The 17,117-nt window shown below is 64.3% G+C and carries 15 protein-coding genes; 7 read left to right on the top strand and 8 right to left on the bottom strand.

Translation table 11 applies throughout. The annotated features are described in order from the left end of the window. Positions 1-10: 10 nt before the first annotated feature. The 4 genes from NKJ94_RS23000 to NKJ94_RS22985 are packed head-to-tail and all read left to right on the top strand — an operon-like array spanning position 11 to position 6,997. On the top strand, positions 11-2,464 hold the full coding sequence (locus NKJ94_RS23000; RefSeq protein WP_352528127.1) for a GcvT family protein: 2,454 nt from the start codon (positions 11-13) through the stop codon (positions 2,462-2,464). Continuing rightward, positions 2,461-3,360: a homocysteine S-methyltransferase family protein gene (locus NKJ94_RS22995; protein WP_352528125.1), complete on the top strand. Its 900-nt coding sequence runs from the start codon at positions 2,461-2,463 to the stop codon at positions 3,358-3,360. Before NKJ94_RS23000 ends, NKJ94_RS22995 begins: the two co-directional genes overlap by 4 nt. Then, a complete protein-coding gene (locus NKJ94_RS22990) occupies positions 3,360-4,541 on the top strand; it encodes a pyridoxal phosphate-dependent aminotransferase (RefSeq protein WP_352528123.1) in 1,182 nt (393 codons plus the stop codon). Before NKJ94_RS22995 ends, NKJ94_RS22990 begins: the two co-directional genes overlap by 1 nt. Beyond that, positions 4,538-6,997: a GcvT family protein gene (locus tag NKJ94_RS22985; RefSeq protein ID WP_352528121.1), complete on the top strand. Its 2,460-nt coding sequence runs from the start codon at positions 4,538-4,540 to the stop codon at positions 6,995-6,997. The genes NKJ94_RS22990 and NKJ94_RS22985 overlap by 4 nt, the downstream gene beginning before the upstream one ends. 164 nt (positions 6,998-7,161) lie before the next feature. Here NKJ94_RS22985 and NKJ94_RS22980 read toward each other — a convergent pair whose 3' ends face one another. The 6 genes from NKJ94_RS22980 to NKJ94_RS22955 are packed head-to-tail and all read right to left on the bottom strand — an operon-like array spanning position 7,162 to position 13,126. Beyond that, on the bottom strand, positions 7,162-7,743 hold the full coding sequence (locus NKJ94_RS22980) for an NAD(P)H-dependent oxidoreductase (RefSeq protein ID WP_352528119.1): 582 nt from the start codon (positions 7,741-7,743) through the stop codon (positions 7,162-7,164). Then, a complete protein-coding gene (locus NKJ94_RS22975) occupies positions 7,740-9,140 on the bottom strand; it encodes an FAD-binding oxidoreductase (RefSeq protein WP_502904214.1) in 1,401 nt (466 codons plus the stop codon). The genes NKJ94_RS22980 and NKJ94_RS22975 overlap by 4 nt, the downstream gene beginning before the upstream one ends. Then, a complete protein-coding gene (locus tag NKJ94_RS22970; protein ID WP_352528117.1) occupies positions 9,137-10,459 on the bottom strand; it encodes a cytosine deaminase in 1,323 nt (440 codons plus the stop codon). Before NKJ94_RS22970 ends, NKJ94_RS22975 begins: the two co-directional genes overlap by 4 nt. Continuing rightward, the gene (locus tag NKJ94_RS22965) at positions 10,456-11,307 is read right to left on the bottom strand and encodes an ABC transporter permease (RefSeq protein WP_352528115.1); all 852 of its coding nucleotides are present in this window, start codon (positions 11,305-11,307) and stop codon (positions 10,456-10,458) included. The genes NKJ94_RS22970 and NKJ94_RS22965 overlap by 4 nt, the downstream gene beginning before the upstream one ends. After that, complete coding sequence (locus tag NKJ94_RS22960) at positions 11,294-12,118, bottom strand: ABC transporter ATP-binding protein (protein ID WP_352528113.1); 825 nt, start codon at positions 12,116-12,118, stop codon at positions 11,294-11,296. Before NKJ94_RS22960 ends, NKJ94_RS22965 begins: the two co-directional genes overlap by 14 nt. Before the next feature lie 3 nt (positions 12,119-12,121). After that, entirely contained in the window at positions 12,122-13,126 is a 1,005-nt protein-coding gene (locus NKJ94_RS22955; protein WP_352528111.1) for an ABC transporter substrate-binding protein, read from the bottom strand. A 365-nt stretch (positions 13,127-13,491) separates the two neighbouring features. Here NKJ94_RS22955 and NKJ94_RS22950 point away from each other — a divergent pair, with 365 nt between their 5' ends. Then, positions 13,492-13,875: a RidA family protein gene (locus NKJ94_RS22950; RefSeq protein WP_352528109.1), complete on the top strand. Its 384-nt coding sequence runs from the start codon at positions 13,492-13,494 to the stop codon at positions 13,873-13,875. Positions 13,876-13,931: 56 nt separating this feature from the next. Continuing rightward, positions 13,932-14,735 carry a creatininase family protein gene (locus tag NKJ94_RS22945; RefSeq protein WP_352528107.1) on the top strand — a complete coding sequence of 268 codons (804 nt, stop codon included), beginning with the start codon at positions 13,932-13,934 and terminating at the stop codon, positions 14,733-14,735. A gap of 289 nt (positions 14,736-15,024) precedes the next feature. Here the strand turns inward: NKJ94_RS22945 and NKJ94_RS22940 are convergent, their stop codons facing one another. Both NKJ94_RS22940 and cobD read right to left on the bottom strand, forming a co-directional pair. Next, positions 15,025-15,534, bottom strand: a complete 510-nt coding sequence (locus NKJ94_RS22940; protein ID WP_352528105.1) for a tyrosine phosphatase family protein — start codon at positions 15,532-15,534, stop codon at positions 15,025-15,027. Next, a complete protein-coding gene (gene cobD, locus NKJ94_RS22935; protein ID WP_352528103.1) occupies positions 15,531-16,586 on the bottom strand; it encodes a threonine-phosphate decarboxylase CobD in 1,056 nt (351 codons plus the stop codon). The genes NKJ94_RS22940 and cobD overlap by 4 nt, the downstream gene beginning before the upstream one ends. On the opposite strand from cobD, the gene NKJ94_RS22930 reads away from it, so the two are divergent. Then, positions 16,585-17,117: cobalamin biosynthesis protein CobD/CbiB (locus tag NKJ94_RS22930; protein ID WP_352528101.1), on the top strand; the 533-nt coding region annotated here is incomplete at its 3' end. The two genes, cobD and NKJ94_RS22930, sit on opposite strands and share 2 nt — an antisense overlap.

The raw sequence follows: 17,117 nt of genomic DNA, 5'->3' as shown, positions 1-17,117 counted from the left end.
GGAGAAGAATATGGCCGGTTTGCCGACCACGGCACGCGTGGTGATCATCGGAGGCGGTGCCGTCGGCGCCTCCTCGCTCTACCATCTCGCCAAAGCGGGCTGGACCGACTGCGTGCTTCTGGAGAAGAACGAGCTGACCTCCGGCTCGACCTGGCATGCCGCCGGCAACGTGCCGACCTTCTCCTCATCATGGTCGCTGATGAACATGCAGCGCTATTCGACCGAGCTCTATCGCCGGCTGGCCGACGAGGTCGGCTATCCCATGAACTACCACGTCACCGGCTCGCTCAGGCTGGCCCATAGCACCGAGCGCATGCAGGAATTCCAGCGCGCCAAGGGCATGGGCCGCTACCAGGGCATGGACATCGACGTGGTCGGCCCAGACGAGATCAAGCGCCGTTACCCCTTCATCGAGACGCATGAGCTGAAAGGCGCGCTGTACGATCCGAGCGACGGCGACATCGATCCGGCGCAGCTGACCCAGGCGCTGGCCAAGGGCGCGCGTGACATGGGCGCGAAAATCATCCGCTTCTGTCCGGTCACCGGCGTGCGCCGCGAGAACGACGAGTGGGTGGTCGAGACGCCGCAAGGCGAGATCCGCTGCGAGATCGTCGTCAACGCCGCCGGCTACCGCGCCGCCGAGGTCGGCAGGATGTTCGGCCGCGAGGTGCCGATGATGGTGATGAGCCATCAATATATCCTGTTCGAGGAAATCCCCGAACTGGCCGCATGGTCGAAGGAACAGGGCAAGAAGCTGCCGCTGCTGCGCGACGTCGATACGTCCTACTATCTGCGCCAGGAAAAGAACGGCATGAATCTCGGCCCCTATGAGCGCAATTGCCGCGCCCATTGGGTCGGCCACAACGACCCGATGCCCGACGATTTCTCGTTCCAGCTGTTTCCCGACGACCTCGACCGGCTGGAGCACTATCTGGCCGATGCCGTCGCCCGCGTGCCGATCCTCGCCACCGCCGGCCTGTCCAAAGTCATCAACGGGCCGATCCCCTATGCGCCGGACGGCAACCCGCTGATCGGGCCGATGCCCGGCGTGCCGAACGCCTTCGAGGCCTGCGTCTTCACCTTCGGCATCGCCCAGAGCGGCGGCGCCGGCAAGGTGCTGGCCGAGTGGGTGACCGAGGGCCAGACCGATTGGGACATGTGGTCCTGCGATCCGCGCCGTTTCACCGCCTTCGCCTCGGCCCCGGACTATTGCGTTGCCAAGGGCATGGAGATTTACGGCAACGAATACGCCATCCAGTTCCCGCGCCATGCCTGGCCGGCTGGGCGCGACCGCAAGCTGTCGCCGCTCCACGGCCGCATCAAGGCGCTCGGCGCCTGCTTCGACGCCTATAATGGCTGGGAACGCGCCACCTGGTATGCACAGGCAGGCGACGATGTCTCTGAAGAATCCACGCTGACCTTCCGCCGCGACGGGCCGTGGCAGCATCGCGTGCGCGAAGAATGCCTCGCCGTCCGCGATGCCGCCGGCATTTTGGACCTGCCGGGTTTTTCCCGCTTCAATCTCGATGGTCCAGGTGCCGCCGAGTGGCTCAGCCGGCAGGCCACCGGCCTGGTGCCGAAACCCGGCCGCATCGGCCTCGTCTATTTTGCCGACGACAAGGGCCGCATCGTCACCGAAATGTCGGTCGTCCGTCACGACGAAGACCTGATGACGCTGATCACCGCCGCGGTGGCGCAATGGCATGATTTCGAATGGCTGAAATCGCGCATGCCAAAGGACGCGACGTTCAAGTTGACCGACCGGACAGAGGAGTATTCGACCCAGATCCTCGCCGGCCCCAACTCGCGAGACATCCTTGCCGAACTCTGCGCGGCCGACCTCACTCTGCCATGGCTGACCCATCAAGAGACATCGATCGCTGGCCGCTGGGCAAAGCTGGTGCGGGTGTCCTTCGCCGGCGAGCTCGGCTGGGAAATCCACAGCAAGATCAACGATACCGCCGCCATCTTCGACGCCGTCTGGGCGGCAGGGCAGAAGCACAGCCTGAAGCCGTTCGGCATGTACGCGCTGGATTCGCTGCGGCTCGAAAAAGGCTACCGTACCTGGAAGGGCGACCTGTCGACTGACTATTCGATCCTGCAGGGCGGGCTGGAGCGCTTGGTCAGATGGGACAAGCCCGACTTCCGCGGCAAGACGGCGCTGCAGAACGAGAAGCAGCAGGGCGTCGAGAAACGTTTCGTCACGCTGGTCATCGAAAATCCCGGCGATTGCGACGCGCCCTATATGTCGACGCTGTGGCATGACGGTCGGATCGTCGGCGAGACGACATCCGGCGGCTGGGGTCATCGCGTCGACCAGTCGATCGCGCTCGGCATGCTGCGCGCCGACCTCACCGAGCCGGGAACGGCTATAGAGGTCGAGATCTTCGGCGAGCGGTTCAAGGCGGTCGTGCAGAAGGATGAGCCGTTATGGGATCCAAAGAACGAGAGGCTCAGAGCATGAAGAAAGTCATCCTCACCGATGGCGGCATGGGCCAAGAGCTGGTCCGTCGCAGCAGCTCCGAGCCGACGCCGCTATGGTCGGCCAGGGTGTTGATCGACGAACCGGATCTGGTGCGGGACCTGCATGCGGAATTCATCCGCGCCGGCGCCCGCGTCATCACCATCAACACCTATTCCGCAACGCCCGAGCGGCTGGCGCGCGAGGGTGCCGAAGAGCTGTTCAAGCCGTTGCAGAAGCGCGGCGTCGAGCTTGCAAGGCAAGCCCGCGACCAGGCCGGCGACGCGGCCATCGCCGGCTGCCTGTCGCCCCTGTTCGGCAGCTATGCGCCAGCGCTGACCATCTCCTTCCAGGAGACGCTCGACATCTATCGCCGCATCGTTGCCGAGCAGGCGGACGGCGTCGATCTGTTTCTGTGCGAAACCATGGCGTCGGCCGAAGAGGCGCGCGCGGCCGTCACCGCGGCATCGGAAAGCGGCAAGCCGGTCTGGGTGTCGTGGACGCTCGCCGACCACGGCGCGCCACGCCTGCGCAGCGGCGAAACCATTGCGGCGGCGTCGGGCGCTCTCGACGGCCTGCCGGTTGCAGCTAGACTGATCAATTGCTGCCGGCCTGAAGCGGTCAGCGCTGCCCTGCCCGAACTGGTCGCGCTTGGCGGCCCGGTCGGCGCCTATGCCAACGGCTTCACCTCGGTCGAGGCGCTCAAGCATGGCGGCACCGTCCACGTGCTGCATGCGCGCCACGATCTTGATCCGGAGGCCTATGGCGATCAGGCGATGGGCTGGGTCGAGGCCGGCGCCGACATCGTCGGCGGCTGCTGCGAAGTCGGACCCGCCCACATCGCCGCCTTGCGCGACCAGCTCAAACAGGCCGGTTATGAAATTTCGGGAGTAGCGTAATGCCCAGGCCATCATCGCGCATTTCCGGCATCGTGCCTTCGGGCAAGGATGGCTGGGAGGTTCATTCCGCTGCCTGGGCGCGCAAGCAGGCCGGCGAGGACATCATCATGCTGTCGGTCGGCGACCATGATTTCGATACGTCGAGCGAAACGATCGAAGCCTGCGTGACGGCGGTTCGCGCCAGCAACCACCACTACACCCCGCTTGCCGGCGTTCCGCGCCTGCGCAAGGCGATGGCGGCGGCCTCGACGCTCTGCACCGGGGTTGCGACCAGCCCCGACCAGGTCATCGCCACGCCGGGCGGGCAGGCAGCGCTCTACGCGGCGGTGCAGGCCGTTCTCGACCAGGGCGACCATGCCATCGTCGTCGCGCCCTATTACGCCACCTACCCCAACACCTTCAGCGCGGCGGGCGCCGAGTTCACCGTCGTCGAGACACCCGCCGAGGACAGCTTCCAGCCGCGCGCCGCCGACATTCGCGCGAGCCTTCGGCCGAACACCCGCGCCATCCTCATCAACACGCCGAACAACCCGACGGGTGCCGTCTATTCGCGAGAGCGCCTGGAAGAACTGGCGCAGATCTGCCGCGAGCATGACCTCTGGCTGCTGTCGGACGAGGTCTACTGGACGCTGGGCGGCGGCGAGCACATTTCGCCGCGCTCATTGCCTGGCATGGCCGAACGCACTCTGGTCATCAATTCGATGTCCAAGAGCCACGGCATGACCGGCTGGCGCATGGGCTGGCTGACCGGACCCGAACAGATGATCTCGCTGCTGACCGACCTCAATCTGGTGATGACCTACGGCCTGCCTGCCTTCATCAGCCTCGCCTGCGCCGAGGCGCTGGAAAACGGCTACGGCGTCAAGGAGATCGCCGAACGCTATGCCGCGCGGCGCACCGTCGTTCTCGATGCCATGCGCGGCATGAACAACGTCACCGTGCGCGGTTCAGAAGGCGGTATGTATGTCATGCTTGATATATCCGCCATCGAGCCGGACGACGAGAAATTCGCCTGGGCTTTCCTCGACCAGGAAAAGGTCGGCGTCATGCCCGGCTCGAGCTTCGGCGAGGCCGCCGCCGGCCATATCCGCGTCAGCCTCTGCCAGCCTGAGCCGGTGCTGATGGAAGCTGCCACGCGCTTGCGCCGCTTCGCTTCCAGCTATCGCCGCGAGGCCGCATGACCACCCTGCCCGCCAAAACCATCCCCACCAAGGCAAGGGCGGTCATCATCGGCGGCGGCGTCTCCGGCTGCTCGGTCGCCTATCATCTGGCCAAGCTCGGCTGGACCGACATCGTCCTGCTCGAGCGCAAACAGCTGACATCGGGCACGACATGGCACGCCGCCGGCCTGATCGGCCAGCTGCGCGGCTCGCAGAACATGACGCGACTGGCGAAATACTCGGCCGATCTCTACGTCAAGCTCGAGGCAGAGACCGATGTCGGCACCGGCATGCGCCAGGTCGGCTCGATCACCGTGGCGCTGACCGAGGAGCGCAAGCACGAGATCTATCGGCAGGCGTCTCTCGCCCGCGCCTTCGATGTCGACGTGCGCGAGATTTCGCCTGATGAAGTCAAGGAGATGTATCCGCATCTCAATGTATCCGATGTGGTCGGCGCCGTGCATCTGCCGCTCGACGGCCAGTGCGACCCGGCCAACATCGCCATGGCACTGGCCAAGGGGGCGCGCCAGCGGGGTGCGACGATCGTCGAGAATGTGAAGGTCACCAAGGTCCATACCAGGGCCGGCCGCGTCACCGGCGTGTCCTGGGCGCAAGGCGGCGAGCAAGGCGTGATCGAGGCCGACATCGTCGTCAACTGCGCCGGCATGTGGGCGCGCGAACTTGGCGCCCAGAACGGCGTCACCATCCCGCTGCATGCCTGCGAACATTTTTACCTCGTGACGGAACCGATCCCCGGGCTCTCCCGCCTGCCGGTGCTGCGCGTGCCGGATGAGTGCGCCTACTACAAGGAAGATGCCGGCAAGATGATGCTCGGCGCCTTCGAGCCGGTGGCCAAGCCCTGGGGCATGAACGGCATAAGCGAGGATTTCTGCTTCGACCAGTTGCCCGAGGCCATGGATCATTTCGAGCCGATCCTCGAAATGGGCGTCAACCGCATGCCGATGCTGGCAACCGCCGGCATCCACACCTTCTTCAACGGCCCCGAAAGCTTCACCCCGGACGACCGCTACTATCTCGGCGAGGCGCCGGAGCTTTCCGGCTACTGGATGGCGACCGGCTACAATTCGATCGGCATCGTCTCCTCCGGCGGCGCCGGCATGGCGCTGGCGCAATGGATCAATGACGGCGAAGCGCCGTTCGACCTCTGGGAGGTCGACATCCGCCGCGCCCAGCCGTTCCAGAAGAACCGCCGCTATCTCAAGGAGCGCGTCTCCGAAACGCTCGGCCTGCTCTATGCCGATCATTTTCCCTACCGGCAGATGGCAACGTCGCGAAACGTGCGGCGTTCGCCGCTGCACGAACACCTGAAGGCGCGCGGCGCCGTGTTCGGCGAGGTCGCCGGCTGGGAGCGCGCCAACTGGTTTGCGCGCGAGGGCCAGGAGCGCGAATACCGCTATTCGTGGAAACGGCAGAACTGGTTCGACAACCAGCACGAGGAACATCTAGCGGTCAGGAACGGCGTCGGCCTGTTCGACATGACCTCATTCGGCAAGATCCGCGTCGAAGGCCGCGACGCCTGCGCTTTCCTGCAAAGGCTCTGCGCCAACGACATGGACGTGGCGCCGGGCAAGATCGTCTACACCCAGATGCTCAACCAGCGCGGTGGCATCGAGAGCGATCTCACCGTCTCGCGGCTGTCCGAAACGGCCTTCTTCCTCGTCGTGCCCGGTGCCACGCTGCAGCGCGACCTGGCCTGGCTGAGAAAACACCTTGCCGACGAGTTCGTCGTCATCACCGATGTGACCGCTGCCGAAGCCGTGCTTTGCCTGATGGGCCCGGATTCGAGACAGCTGATTCAAAAGGTCAGCCCCAACGATTTCTCAAACGAGAACAACCCGTTCGGAACGTTTCAGGAGATCGAAATAGGCATGGGCCTGGCCCGCGCCCACCGCGTTACCTATGTCGGCGAACTCGGCTGGGAGCTTTATGTCTCGACCGACCAGGCTGCCCATGTCTTCGAGGCGATAGAAGAGGCCGGCACCGATGTCGGCCTGAAGCTCTGCGGCCTGCACACGCTGGATTCCTGTCGCATCGAAAAAGCGTTTCGGCATTTTGGCCACGACATCACCGACGAGGACAATGTGCTGGAGGCCGGCCTCGGCTTCGCAGTGAAAACGGCCAAGGGCGACTTTCTCGGCCGCGATGCGGTGCTGAAGAAGAAAGAAACCGGCCTGTCACGCCGCCTGGTGCAGTTCCGCCTGAACGACCCCGAGCCCCTGCTCTTCCACAATGAGGCGATCCTGCGCGACGGCACGATCGTCGGCCCGATCACCTCGGGCAATTACGGCCATCATCTCGGCGGCGCGATCGGGCTTGGCTACGTGCCCTGCCAAGGCGAGAGCGAGGCGGATGTGCTGGCGTCGTCCTACGAAATCGAGATCGCCGGCGAGCGCTTCGCCGCCGAGGCCTCGCTCAAGCCGATGTACGATCCCAGGTCGGAACGGGTGCGGATGTAAGCTCTTCTTCCTTCTCCCCGTTTACGGGGAGAAGGTGGCCCGAAGGGCCGGATGAGGGGCGGCGCCAGGGTCCGGAAAGCTTGCGCTGCCCCTCATCTGCCTGCCGGCATCTTCTCCCCGTAAACGGGGAGAAGGACGCTGATCACGCGGCTCAGTCCCCCGCGTCAGAACGCGTCCATCTTGGCCGCGACCTTCGCGATGAACCTCGCCCGTTTCTCATCGGTCGACAGGTTCATTGAATAATGCGCGAGATAGGAGACCGACCCGCCAGGCTTGATGGTGGCGCGCAGCACCCGATTGACCAGCTTGCGCGGCGGGTCGCCCATCAGCATGGCGCGGAATCTGCTGCCGCCATACGTGGTGACCGCCACCATCTTGCGAATATTGTGCAGCGACGGCTGCACCTTGCCGTCGACCAGCTTGAACGACACGCCAGGTAGGAAGACGCGATCGAAAAAGCCTTTCAGAATGGCCGGATAGCCGAAGTTCCACACCGGAAACGACAGCACCAGCGCCTCGGCCCGCAACAGGCGCTCGACATAAGGCGCCGCCGGATCGCCGGCACTGCGCGCGTCGTGATAGGACAGCCGTTCGGCCCGCGTCAGCCTGGGATCGAAACCCTCGGCATAGAGATCGCAATCGTCGACCACATGGCCGGCCGCCTTCAGCCGCTCGACGATCGTCCGGTGCAGATCGGCGTTGAAGCTGGTCTCCACAGGATGAGCATAGAGGACGAGGACGTTCAACCCGCCTTCTCCAGCCCCTTGAACAGGAACGACTTGCCCGAGCGATAATCGTAGTCCGGATTCTCCCAGGCGATCATCTTGCCGGGATTGAGCAGCCCTTGCGGGTCGGTCTCGCGCTTGAAGGCGAGCTGCACCTCGTCCGTCCGCTTCATGCCGCCCTCTTCCAGCGTGTAGCGGTGCGGGTTGAAAATCCAGCAGCCATTGTCCTCGTGGATCCGGATGATCTCGTCGAGGCGCTCCGCCGTGGTGAAACGGACCAGCGGCAGCCCGGCAGTGCCGATGGCGCCGTCAAAGCGGATGAATTCGAGATGCGCCGGCACCTCGTCGCCGAAGCGGTCGACCATCGCTTTGACGTGGCCGAGGTGGTCCGGCGACGGGTAGCGGGTCTGCAGATAGGTGATCGTCGGATCGACCCGGATGGCGCGCAGCGTCGTGTGGTTCCAGGTCAGTTCATAGGCCGGCGGCAGCCCCTTGAGATCGGCCTCCTTGTCGGCACGAAAGACGATCTCGCCCTTGCTGCGCGCCGTGAAGGCGAGGAAGGCATCCATCGCAGGCGGCGCGATCATCAGGACGACAATGCTTTGGCCGCGCCGGAAAAACCTTTGGTGCCGTTTGAAATAATCGTAGGGGATCGGCGCGGCGATTGGCGTGATCAGTTTCGCCAGGATGCCGTCCTGGACGGCGAGATCATTGCCGAAGCCGGCTGCATCCATGAAATCGTCGAAGCCGACGATAACGTCGATCCAGTCATAGCTGGCGGTCAGCGGCATCTCGACTTCGGTGATGATGCCGTTGGTGCCGTAGGCGTGCATCACCTTCAGCACGTCCTCGCCGGTGAGCTCCATGACACGCGGCTCCGCCTCCATCGTCACGGTCCTCAGCCGTATGACGTTGCCGAGGTCGCGCAAGCCGCCCCAGCGGATCGAACCGACGCCGCCCGAGCCGCCGGCAACGAAGCCACCAATCGACGCGGTGTTGTAGGTTGACGGCGACATGCGGAGCTCCTGGCCGGAATGCGCCCGCGTCGCTTTGTCGATGTCGGCCAGAACCGCACCCGGTCCGGTCACCACGCGGCCCGGCGCGATCGTCTTGACCGCGTTCATTTCGGCAAGGTTGAGCACGACGCCGCCGGACAGGGGCATCGCCTGCCCATAATTGCCGGTGCCGCTGCCGCGCGGCGTCACCGGCACACCATGTCGGTGGCAGGCGGCGAGCACGCGGACGACCTCATCTTCCGTTTTCGGCGTCACGATCAGGTCGCCGGTGACGTGCTCGAGCTGCTGCTTCAGCACCGGGCTATACCAGTAGAAGTCACGGCTCTTCTGCTGGACGATCGCCGGATGGTCGTCGATCCTCAAACCGTCCAGGTCGCGCTTCAGCCCGGCAATATCCATCATTCCACCATCAAATCATCGAGTTCGGCATAATCGGGCAGCTGGCGTTCGATCGCTTGCCCGCCGCGCACGACGATGCGATCCGATTCGGGCCGCGACAGCAATTCCGTCCAGCTTCGCCCCCTGAAGACGACGAAATCGGCCGGCCCGCCGGCGGCAAGCGTGCCGAAGCCGTCGAGCCGCATCACCTTGGCCGGTGTCGCGGTCACCGCTTGCGGCCAGTCGGCCACCGGATGGTCGAGATGCAGGATACGTGTCGCCATGCGGTAGACCTCCAGCATGTCGAGATCACCATAGGCATAGAACGGGTCGCGCGTATTGTCGGAAGCGACGGCGACGGCAATGCCGCGCGCCTTCATCTCGTGCAGCAGCGTCACCCCGCGCCAGCGTGGCGTCGTCTTGTCGCCGCGCCGGTCCTGCAGATAAAGATTGCACATCGGCAGCGACACCACCGCCAGGCCGGCCTTGGCGACCTTGTCCAGCGTGTCGAGCACGTCGAGATCGGGCTGGCGTGCCAGCGAGCAGCAATGGCCGACCATGATTTTTCCCTCAAAGCCGTTCCAGAGGGCTGCTTCGGCGATCTTCTTCAGCGAGATCGCCGAGACATCGTCGGTCTCGTCGGCATGGAAATCGAGGTCGAGGCCATGCTTGATCGCCTGCGCAAACACCTGGTCGAGCAGTTCTTCGAGATCCGGCACCATATAGGTGACGACGCCGAGCACTCCCTTGGCACCAGCCACCCGTTTGGCCAGCCTCTCGAACCATTTCCTGTCGCGCACGCCCTCGATGCCGAGCAGGCAGGCCGCCTGCAACTCGATGCGGCCGCGCCATTTCTCCCGCATCGTCTCGAACACCGGCCAGGAGATCTCTTCCTGCGGAGCAACGCTGTCGAGATGGGTGCGCAGCGCCCTGGTGCCGTGCGCATAGGCCGAGCGCAGCGAGAAATCCATGCGACGGGCGACGTCGTCGGCGCTCCAACGCGCCGCGCGATCGGCGCCGGTCGCGTTCAATGCACCCATGAAAGTGCCGTCGGGATTGGGTTTTCGAGGCCAGATATGGCCCTTATCGATATGGGTGTGGCAGTCGACGAAGCACGGCATGACGATGCGGCCGGCGAGATCGAGGGCGTCCGCAGGTGTTCTGGACTGGCGATGCGCCGCAATGCTGGAAATCCTGCCCTCCGCGATAGCGATATCGGCGAGTGCAAGACCGTCGGCGTCGAAGGCAGCCGCAAGCCCCGGCGTCAGGGAGGTGTGAAGCCGGACGTTGGTGAGGACATACGAACCGCCCTGGGGAATGCTGCTGGCTTGCGGCACCGTCATCGCTCCTGTTTCAGCGCGCTTTCGTGCCAGCGCCGCAAAACGAGATGCGAGATCAGCGACAGCACCAGGAAGATCAGAATGCCGGTGAGCGAGATTAGAATCAGCGCCGCGAACAGCCTTGGCGCGTTGAGCCGGTAGCCGGCCTCGATGATGCGTGAGGCGAGGCCAGACGACTGGCCGGTGGCGCCGGCGACGAACTCTGCCACCACCGCGCCGATCAGCGACAGGCCGCCGGCGATCTTCAGCCCGCCGAGGAAATAAGGCATTGCCGCCGGCAGCCGCAGATAGCGCAATTGCTGCCAGCGGGTCGCACCGTTGAGCTTGAACAAATCGCGCAGATTGCGGTCGACGGAGTTGAGGCCGAGCGTGGTGTTGGAGAGGATCGGGAAGAAGGCGACGATCCAGGCGCAAAGCAGCAGCTTTGTTGTCTGATCGTTGACATAGATATTGATCAGCGGAAAAATCGCGACGATCGGCGTCACCTGCAGCACGATGGCGAACGGAAAGAACGACATCTCCACCCATTTCGACTGCGCGAACAGCACCGCCAGCCCGACGCCGCCGACTACGGCGAGAAGCAGGCTGAAGAATGTGATCTTAAGCGTCACCAGCAGCGAGGAGAACAGCAGCCCGGCATCGTCATGCAGCGTCTGCAGCACCACGCCGGGGCGCGGCAGGATGTATTTCGGGATATCGTTCCAGACGCAGATGCGGTCCCACAGCCAGATCGCCAGGATCATGATCGCCAGCGGCAGTAGCCATCTGCCGATGCGCTCGAAGCGCTCCTGACGGAGGCGGCGCGCCTCCTCCGAGTCGAGCGCCAGGACTTGTTGTTCAATGGCCGTCATGATGCGGTCCGACAGTTGAGTTGATGGCGCCGATCAGCACGTCGGATGCCTGGCGGCAGAGCGCGGCATAATCGGGCGAGGTGCGAAACGCCTCGTCGCGTGGATAGGGCGCATCGACACCAAGCTCGGCAAACACCCGGCCCGGCCGTGCGGCCATGACGACGACGCGGTTGGAGAGGAAAACGCTTTCGAAGACGCTGTGGGTGACGAAGACGACGGTAAAACGCTCATCCTGCCATAGCTCCAGCAGATCGTTGTTGAGCTTGAAGCGGGTGATCTCGTCGAGTGCCGCGAACGGCTCGTCCATCAGCAGAATGCGCGGTTTGGTCACCATGGCGCGGGCGATCGAGACGCGCATCTTCATGCCGCCCGACAGTTCGCGCGGCACGGCATTCTCGAAGCCGGTCAGGTGGACCCGCGCCAGCATCTCCATTACCGCCGGCGCCGCCTTGGCCCGCGACACACCCTTCAACCGCAGCGGCAGCCAGACATTGTCGAAGACATCGGCCCATGGCAGCAGCGTCGGCTCCTGGAAGACGAAGCCGATATTCGAACGGTCGAAGGTGCCGCTGCCGCGCCAGTCGAGCACACCGGAGGTCGGCGTCGACAGGCCGGCAATCAGCCGCAGCGCCGTCGATTTGCCGCAGCCCGACGGTCCGAGCAGGCTGAGGAAATCGCCTTCCCGGATCGTCAGCTCGACATTGCTGAGCGCGGCGACGCCGTTGGAAAAGACCTTGCCGACGCCGCGCAGCGCCAACAGCGTCGGCCCCGATACACTTCCCGGCTGTTGCGCCACTTTCTCCAGCTTCACGGCTTACTTCTTCAGGTCGAGCCCGACGCTCTTGTTGACGAAGGCCAGCGTGTAGGCCTTCTTGATGTCGATGCCCGCCGGCGAGACCTTGGCCTTGACCATCTTGTCGTAAAAACTCTGGATGCGCGCGTCGGTCATGGCGCCGATGCCGAGCTTTCCGCTGTCGCCTGAATCGACCACGCCGAACTTCTTCAGCTGCTCGATCGAGAAGGCGATCTGCTCATCTGTCATGTCCGGATTTTCCTTCTTGATCATCTCGTTGGCGGCCTTGTTGTCGCCGTAGAGATAATTGTACCAGCCCTTGGCCGACCCATCGACAAAGCACTGGACCACCTCGGGCCGCTTGTCGATCGTCTCCTGCATGGTCTCGACCGTCGTCGCATATGTGTCCCAGCCATAGTCGGCCAGCAGGAACTGGTTCGGCGTGAAACCGCCCTGCTTCTGGACGGCGAATGGCTCCGAAGTGACGTAACCCTGCTGGATCGACTTCTTGTTGGCAATGAACGGCGCCGGGTTGAAGGTGTAGGGCACGCGCTTGGCGGCATCGAAGCCCAATTCCGTCACCATCCACTGGAAGAAGGTCTGCGTGCCCTCGTCACCCAGGATGTACTGGTCGGCGTTCTTCAGATCCTCCCATTTGTCCAGCCCCTGGCCGGGCTGGGACATGATGACCTGCGGATCCTTCTGGAAGTCGGCGGCCACGACGCGCATCGGTATGCCTTGCTGCACGGCATCGAAGGCCGACAGCAAATTGCCGCCCATGTAAAAATCGATCTTGCCGGCCAGCAACAGCGGTCGGCCGCTGACCTGTGGGCCGCCCTGCATGATCGTCACGTCGATGCCGCAGGCCGCATAGGTGCCGTCCGCCACGGCCTGGTAGTAACCGCCATGCTCCGGCTCGGCCAGCCAGTTGGTGCCGAAGGTGACTTTTTCGTTCGCTGCCGCGGCAAGCGTGCCTGCGCCAAGCAGCACGATCACGCCCGCCGAAATCTTGAGTTTTCCGTACATCCACACCACCCTTTGTTCGCTCCGGCGCGTCACGCGCCGGGCTCGACACCATTGTTTCAAGAAGCAAGACACATGCCACCGGCTTCTTGTGCCGGGATCGCCCGCTTGCGAATGAGCCGCACGCCAAGACCGGACGGGTCATGCTGTACGGAAGGCATCGTGCCTATTTTTTGAACGCCTGTCCATAATCGCCCTCGTGACATGCACGACCATCTTGATGGCCGCATCGATCCGGCCTTAGAGCGACGTGCGTCCACTTGGACGCACAAAGTACGCTCTAAAACTTTGAATCTTCGCATCTGCTTTCCGAAAATCGATCCCGATTTTCGGGCCGATGCGATAGGCTGCCGTGAACGGAGATTGCCATGTTTAAATTTCTCACGCCGAAGTCGATCAAGCCGCCCTTCGCCCGCTACAGCCATGGCGTCGAGGTGCCGCCCGGCAAGCGGCTGGTGCTGTGTTCGGGCCAGGTCGCCATCACGGCGGACGACCAGATCCCCGAGGAGGCCGGCGCACAGGCCGAGCTCTGTTTCCAGAACATATCGGCGATTCTCGGCGAGGCCGGGCTCGGCCTGTCCGACATCGTCCGCATCAACGCCTACGTCACAGATCGCGCCTTCCTGCGACCCTATATGGAGGTTCGCGACCGGCTGTTCGCCAGCCCGGCGCCGGCCTCGACGCTGATGATCGTGTCCGGTTTCGCCCGGCCGGAATTCAAGGTCGAGATCGAGGTCATTGCGGCGGGATGATCGACAGCCGATCGTTCCCGCGTTAGGTCTGGGCTTGTCGGTTCAAGGGGCATGAAATGATCGCTGCAAAAAAACGCGTATGGTGGGGTGACTACCGCACCACCGAATATGCGACCATCGATCCAGAGGCGACTATCGCCATTCTGCCGGTGGCTGCGATCGAGCAGCACGGCCCGCATCTGCCGGTCTCGACCGACACTTCGATCATGAACGGCATGCTGGAAACGGTGATCGCGCGCCTGCCCGGCGATCTCGACATCCGCATCCTGCCGGTCCAGGCGGTGGGCAAGTCGAACGAGCACTTGCATGCGCCCGGCACGCTTACGCTGCCGGCGGCGACGTTGATCGAAGCGTGGACCGAGCTTGGCCTGTCGATCGCGCGCGCCGGCATCCGCAAGCTGATCGTCGTCAATTCGCATGGCGGCAATGAGGAGATCATGGGCATCATCACCCGCGAATTGCGCGTGCGGGCAAAGATGCTGGCGGTAAAGACCAGCTGGCAGCGTTTTGGCCGGCCGGCCGGCATGTACACCGAGCTCGAAGACCGCCACGGCATCCATGGCGGCGACGTCGAGACCTCGCTGATGCTGCATTTCCGGCCCGACCTCGTCGATATGGGCAAGGCCGACAATTTCGTTTCCAAGGTCGCGCGCGCCGAAAAGGAATTTTCGCTGCTGCGCCACACCGGAACGCACGCCTTCGCCTGGATCGCCAGCGACCTCAACCCGAACGGCGTTGTCGGCGACGCCAGCATTGCGACCGCCGAAAAGGGGCGGCTCACCGCCGAGCATCAGGCCGACGGCTTCATCAGCCTGGTGACGGACGTGCGCAGGGCCAGGCTTGCAGATTGGTTGGCTTAGGAGGCTATCCGCCAGCGTCGCGCCGCCCCTCACCTGCCTGCCGGCATCCTCGCCCCGTAAACGGGGCGAGGGACGCCATCATCGGCGGTTTCGCCAATCGCCAGCGTTGAGAAAAGGCGCCAGCGTTGCTGTCAGCCCCTTCTCCCCCGTCACTATACTGGGAGAAGATGCCGGCAGGCAGATGAGGGGCAGCGCCGATATCGGAAATACCTGCCGCGATCGCAGCACGATTAGGACGCGGTTGCTTGGTGGCTTTGATGAGTCAAATAACTGCCCACAAAACTAGAAATCAAGCATCGATCTTCAACGCAAACGGCGCGCCTTCAAACGCCTCGGCGCCGCGCCCGATCGCCTCGATGGCGCGGCTCATGCGGCCGTCGCGCTCGAGCAGTGCGTCGGCAATTGCGATCAGCCGCGGATTGGGCGTCGCGGTGGGCGACAGCGCGCGCAGCGTCTCGGCCAATTCGGCCTCGTCGCGCTTCGGCGCCAGCGCTGCCGCGATGATGTAGGCCGAGGCGGTCGAACGGCTGATGCCGGCATAGCAATGCACGACCAGCGGCCGCGAGCGATCCCATTGGCGGGCGAAATCGAGCAGGTTGCGGACATGCTCCTCGCCCGGCATGGTCATGCCCTCCTGCGCCACCGCAATGTCATGCATGACCAGATGCAGATGGTTTTCCCTGGTGATCGAGGACGGTCGCATCACCTCCGTTCCGGCAGCGAGCAGCGAAAGCAGCCGCTCGGCGCCGGTCCTTGCCACCGTTTCCTCGATTTTTGCCAGGGAACAAACATGGATCATCGCGAAATCTCCTTGGCCCCATCGTCGCTCCGCGCGGCCCAGCCGGCAAGCGCTGATTCGAGCCGCCGCCATTCTTCGTCGGTTCCGGGCAGGCCGGCGCGCAGCACATCCGGCCGGCCGGAGAAATGCCGAAGCAGGATGCCGCATTGGCCGAGCACCGAAAACAGGCCGGCGGCGTCCGCCAGGCGAAGATAGCGGAACAACGTGGTGCCACCGGCGACAGGCACGCCGAAGCGGCCGAACAGCGCATCGAGCCGCGCGGCATCCTCGGCCAGACGGCGCCGCATCCCGGCCTGCCAGCCGACGTCGGCAAGCGCCCTTATGCCATATTCGAGCGCCGGCCCGGCAACCGCCCACGGCCCGAATTGCGCCTCCAGCCGTTCGACCGTCAGCGCATCGGCCAGTGCAAAGCCAAGCCGCAGACCGGCCAAGCCGAAGAACTTGCCGAACGAACGCAGCACGACGATGCCACCCTGGTCGACGTCGCCGGCCAAGCTTTCGCTGCGCGGGCCGACATCCATGAAGGCCTCGTCGACCACCAGCAGCCCGCCTCTGGCGCGCAATTTCGCGGCAAGGCGAAGCAATCTTTCGCGCTCGACGACGCGCCCGTCCGGGTTGTTGGGATTGACGACGACGGCAAGGTCGGCCGCCGCCAAGGCTTCGAAATCATCGACTTCAGCCGCCGCATGGCTGGCGATCGCCGCTGCCCGCCGATGCTCGGCATAAGTCGGCCCGAGCACCAGCGCCTTGCCTGGGCTGACCAGCGAGGCGACGCGCGGCAACAGGATCTGCGTGCCGGGCGCCGCTGCGACGTTTGCCGCCGAAGGTGCGCCATAGGCGCTTGCCGCGACCGCGGCCAATTCACGGGCACGCGCGGCTTCCGGCAATCGCGACAGGGCGGTGGCGGGCAAATCGAAAAGCGGGTAGGAGTGCGGATTGATCCCGGTCGAGAGGTCGACGAAAGGCAGTGGCGCGTGAGGGAAAAGTGCCCTCGCCCGGCCAAGGCTTCCGCCGTGGTCCACTGCCGCCGTCACTCCATCAAGAGACTTCATGTCGATCCTGATCACTTTCCTGTCGCTAGCCATCGAACTTGTACTCGGCTACCCGGCCCGGCTCTTCGATGCCATTGGCCATCCCGTCACCTGGTTCGGCAGGCTGATATCCTTTCTCGACCGCAGGCTCAACCGCGCCACTGATTCCGACGCCCACCGTCGCCGCTGGGGCGTCGTCGCGCTGCTGGTGATCGTGCTGGTGCCGGCCGCCCTCGCCTTCTGGGTCGAAGCCATGCTTTGGAGCTTTCCTCTCGGCTTGTTGATCACGGCAATCCTGGCGACTTCGCTGCTGTCGCAGAAGAGCCTGGCCGAGCATGTCGAAGCGGTGGCCGACGCACTCGAAACCGGCGGACTGGACATGGGCCGCATTGCCGTCTCGCGGATCGTCGGCCGCGACCCGGAAAAGCTCGACAGGGCCGCTGTCTGCCGCGCCGCGATCGAAAGCCTGGCCGAGAATTTTTCCGACGGCGTCGTCGCGCCGGCCTTCTGGATCGGCGTTGGCGGGCTGGCCGGCGGCGTCGCCTACAAGGC

This window comes from Mesorhizobium sp. M0060, assembly GCF_040323155.1.
GTDB lineage: Bacteria > Pseudomonadota > Alphaproteobacteria > Rhizobiales > Rhizobiaceae > Mesorhizobium.
This window is presented reverse-complemented; position numbering and strand designations above follow the sequence as displayed.

Excerpts from the sequence above, each read along its gene's own strand:
- NKJ94_RS22940 (WP_352528105.1), bottom strand. The coding sequence starts at position 15,534 with ATGATCCATGTTTGTTCCCTGGCAAAAATCGAGGAAACGGTGGCAAGG.
- NKJ94_RS22975 (WP_502904214.1), bottom strand. The coding sequence starts at position 9,140 with ATGATGGATATTGCCGGGCTGAAGCGCGACCTGGACGGTTTGAGGATC.
- NKJ94_RS22995 (WP_352528125.1), top strand. The coding sequence starts at position 2,461 with ATGAAGAAAGTCATCCTCACCGATGGCGGCATGGGCCAAGAGCTGGTC.
- cobD (WP_352528103.1), bottom strand. The coding sequence starts at position 16,586 with ATGAAGTCTCTTGATGGAGTGACGGCGGCAGTGGACCACGGCGGAAGC.
- NKJ94_RS23000 (WP_352528127.1), top strand. The coding sequence starts at position 11 with ATGGCCGGTTTGCCGACCACGGCACGCGTGGTGATCATCGGAGGCGGT.
- NKJ94_RS22955 (WP_352528111.1), bottom strand. The coding sequence starts at position 13,126 with ATGTACGGAAAACTCAAGATTTCGGCGGGCGTGATCGTGCTGCTTGGC.
- NKJ94_RS22985 (WP_352528121.1), top strand. The coding sequence starts at position 4,538 with ATGACCACCCTGCCCGCCAAAACCATCCCCACCAAGGCAAGGGCGGTC.
- NKJ94_RS22945 (WP_352528107.1), top strand. The coding sequence starts at position 13,932 with ATGATCGCTGCAAAAAAACGCGTATGGTGGGGTGACTACCGCACCACC.
- NKJ94_RS22970 (WP_352528117.1), bottom strand. The coding sequence starts at position 10,459 with ATGACGGTGCCGCAAGCCAGCAGCATTCCCCAGGGCGGTTCGTATGTC.
- NKJ94_RS22950 (WP_352528109.1), top strand. The coding sequence starts at position 13,492 with ATGTTTAAATTTCTCACGCCGAAGTCGATCAAGCCGCCCTTCGCCCGC.
- NKJ94_RS22965 (WP_352528115.1), bottom strand. The coding sequence starts at position 11,307 with ATGACGGCCATTGAACAACAAGTCCTGGCGCTCGACTCGGAGGAGGCG.
- NKJ94_RS22990 (WP_352528123.1), top strand. The coding sequence starts at position 3,360 with ATGCCCAGGCCATCATCGCGCATTTCCGGCATCGTGCCTTCGGGCAAG.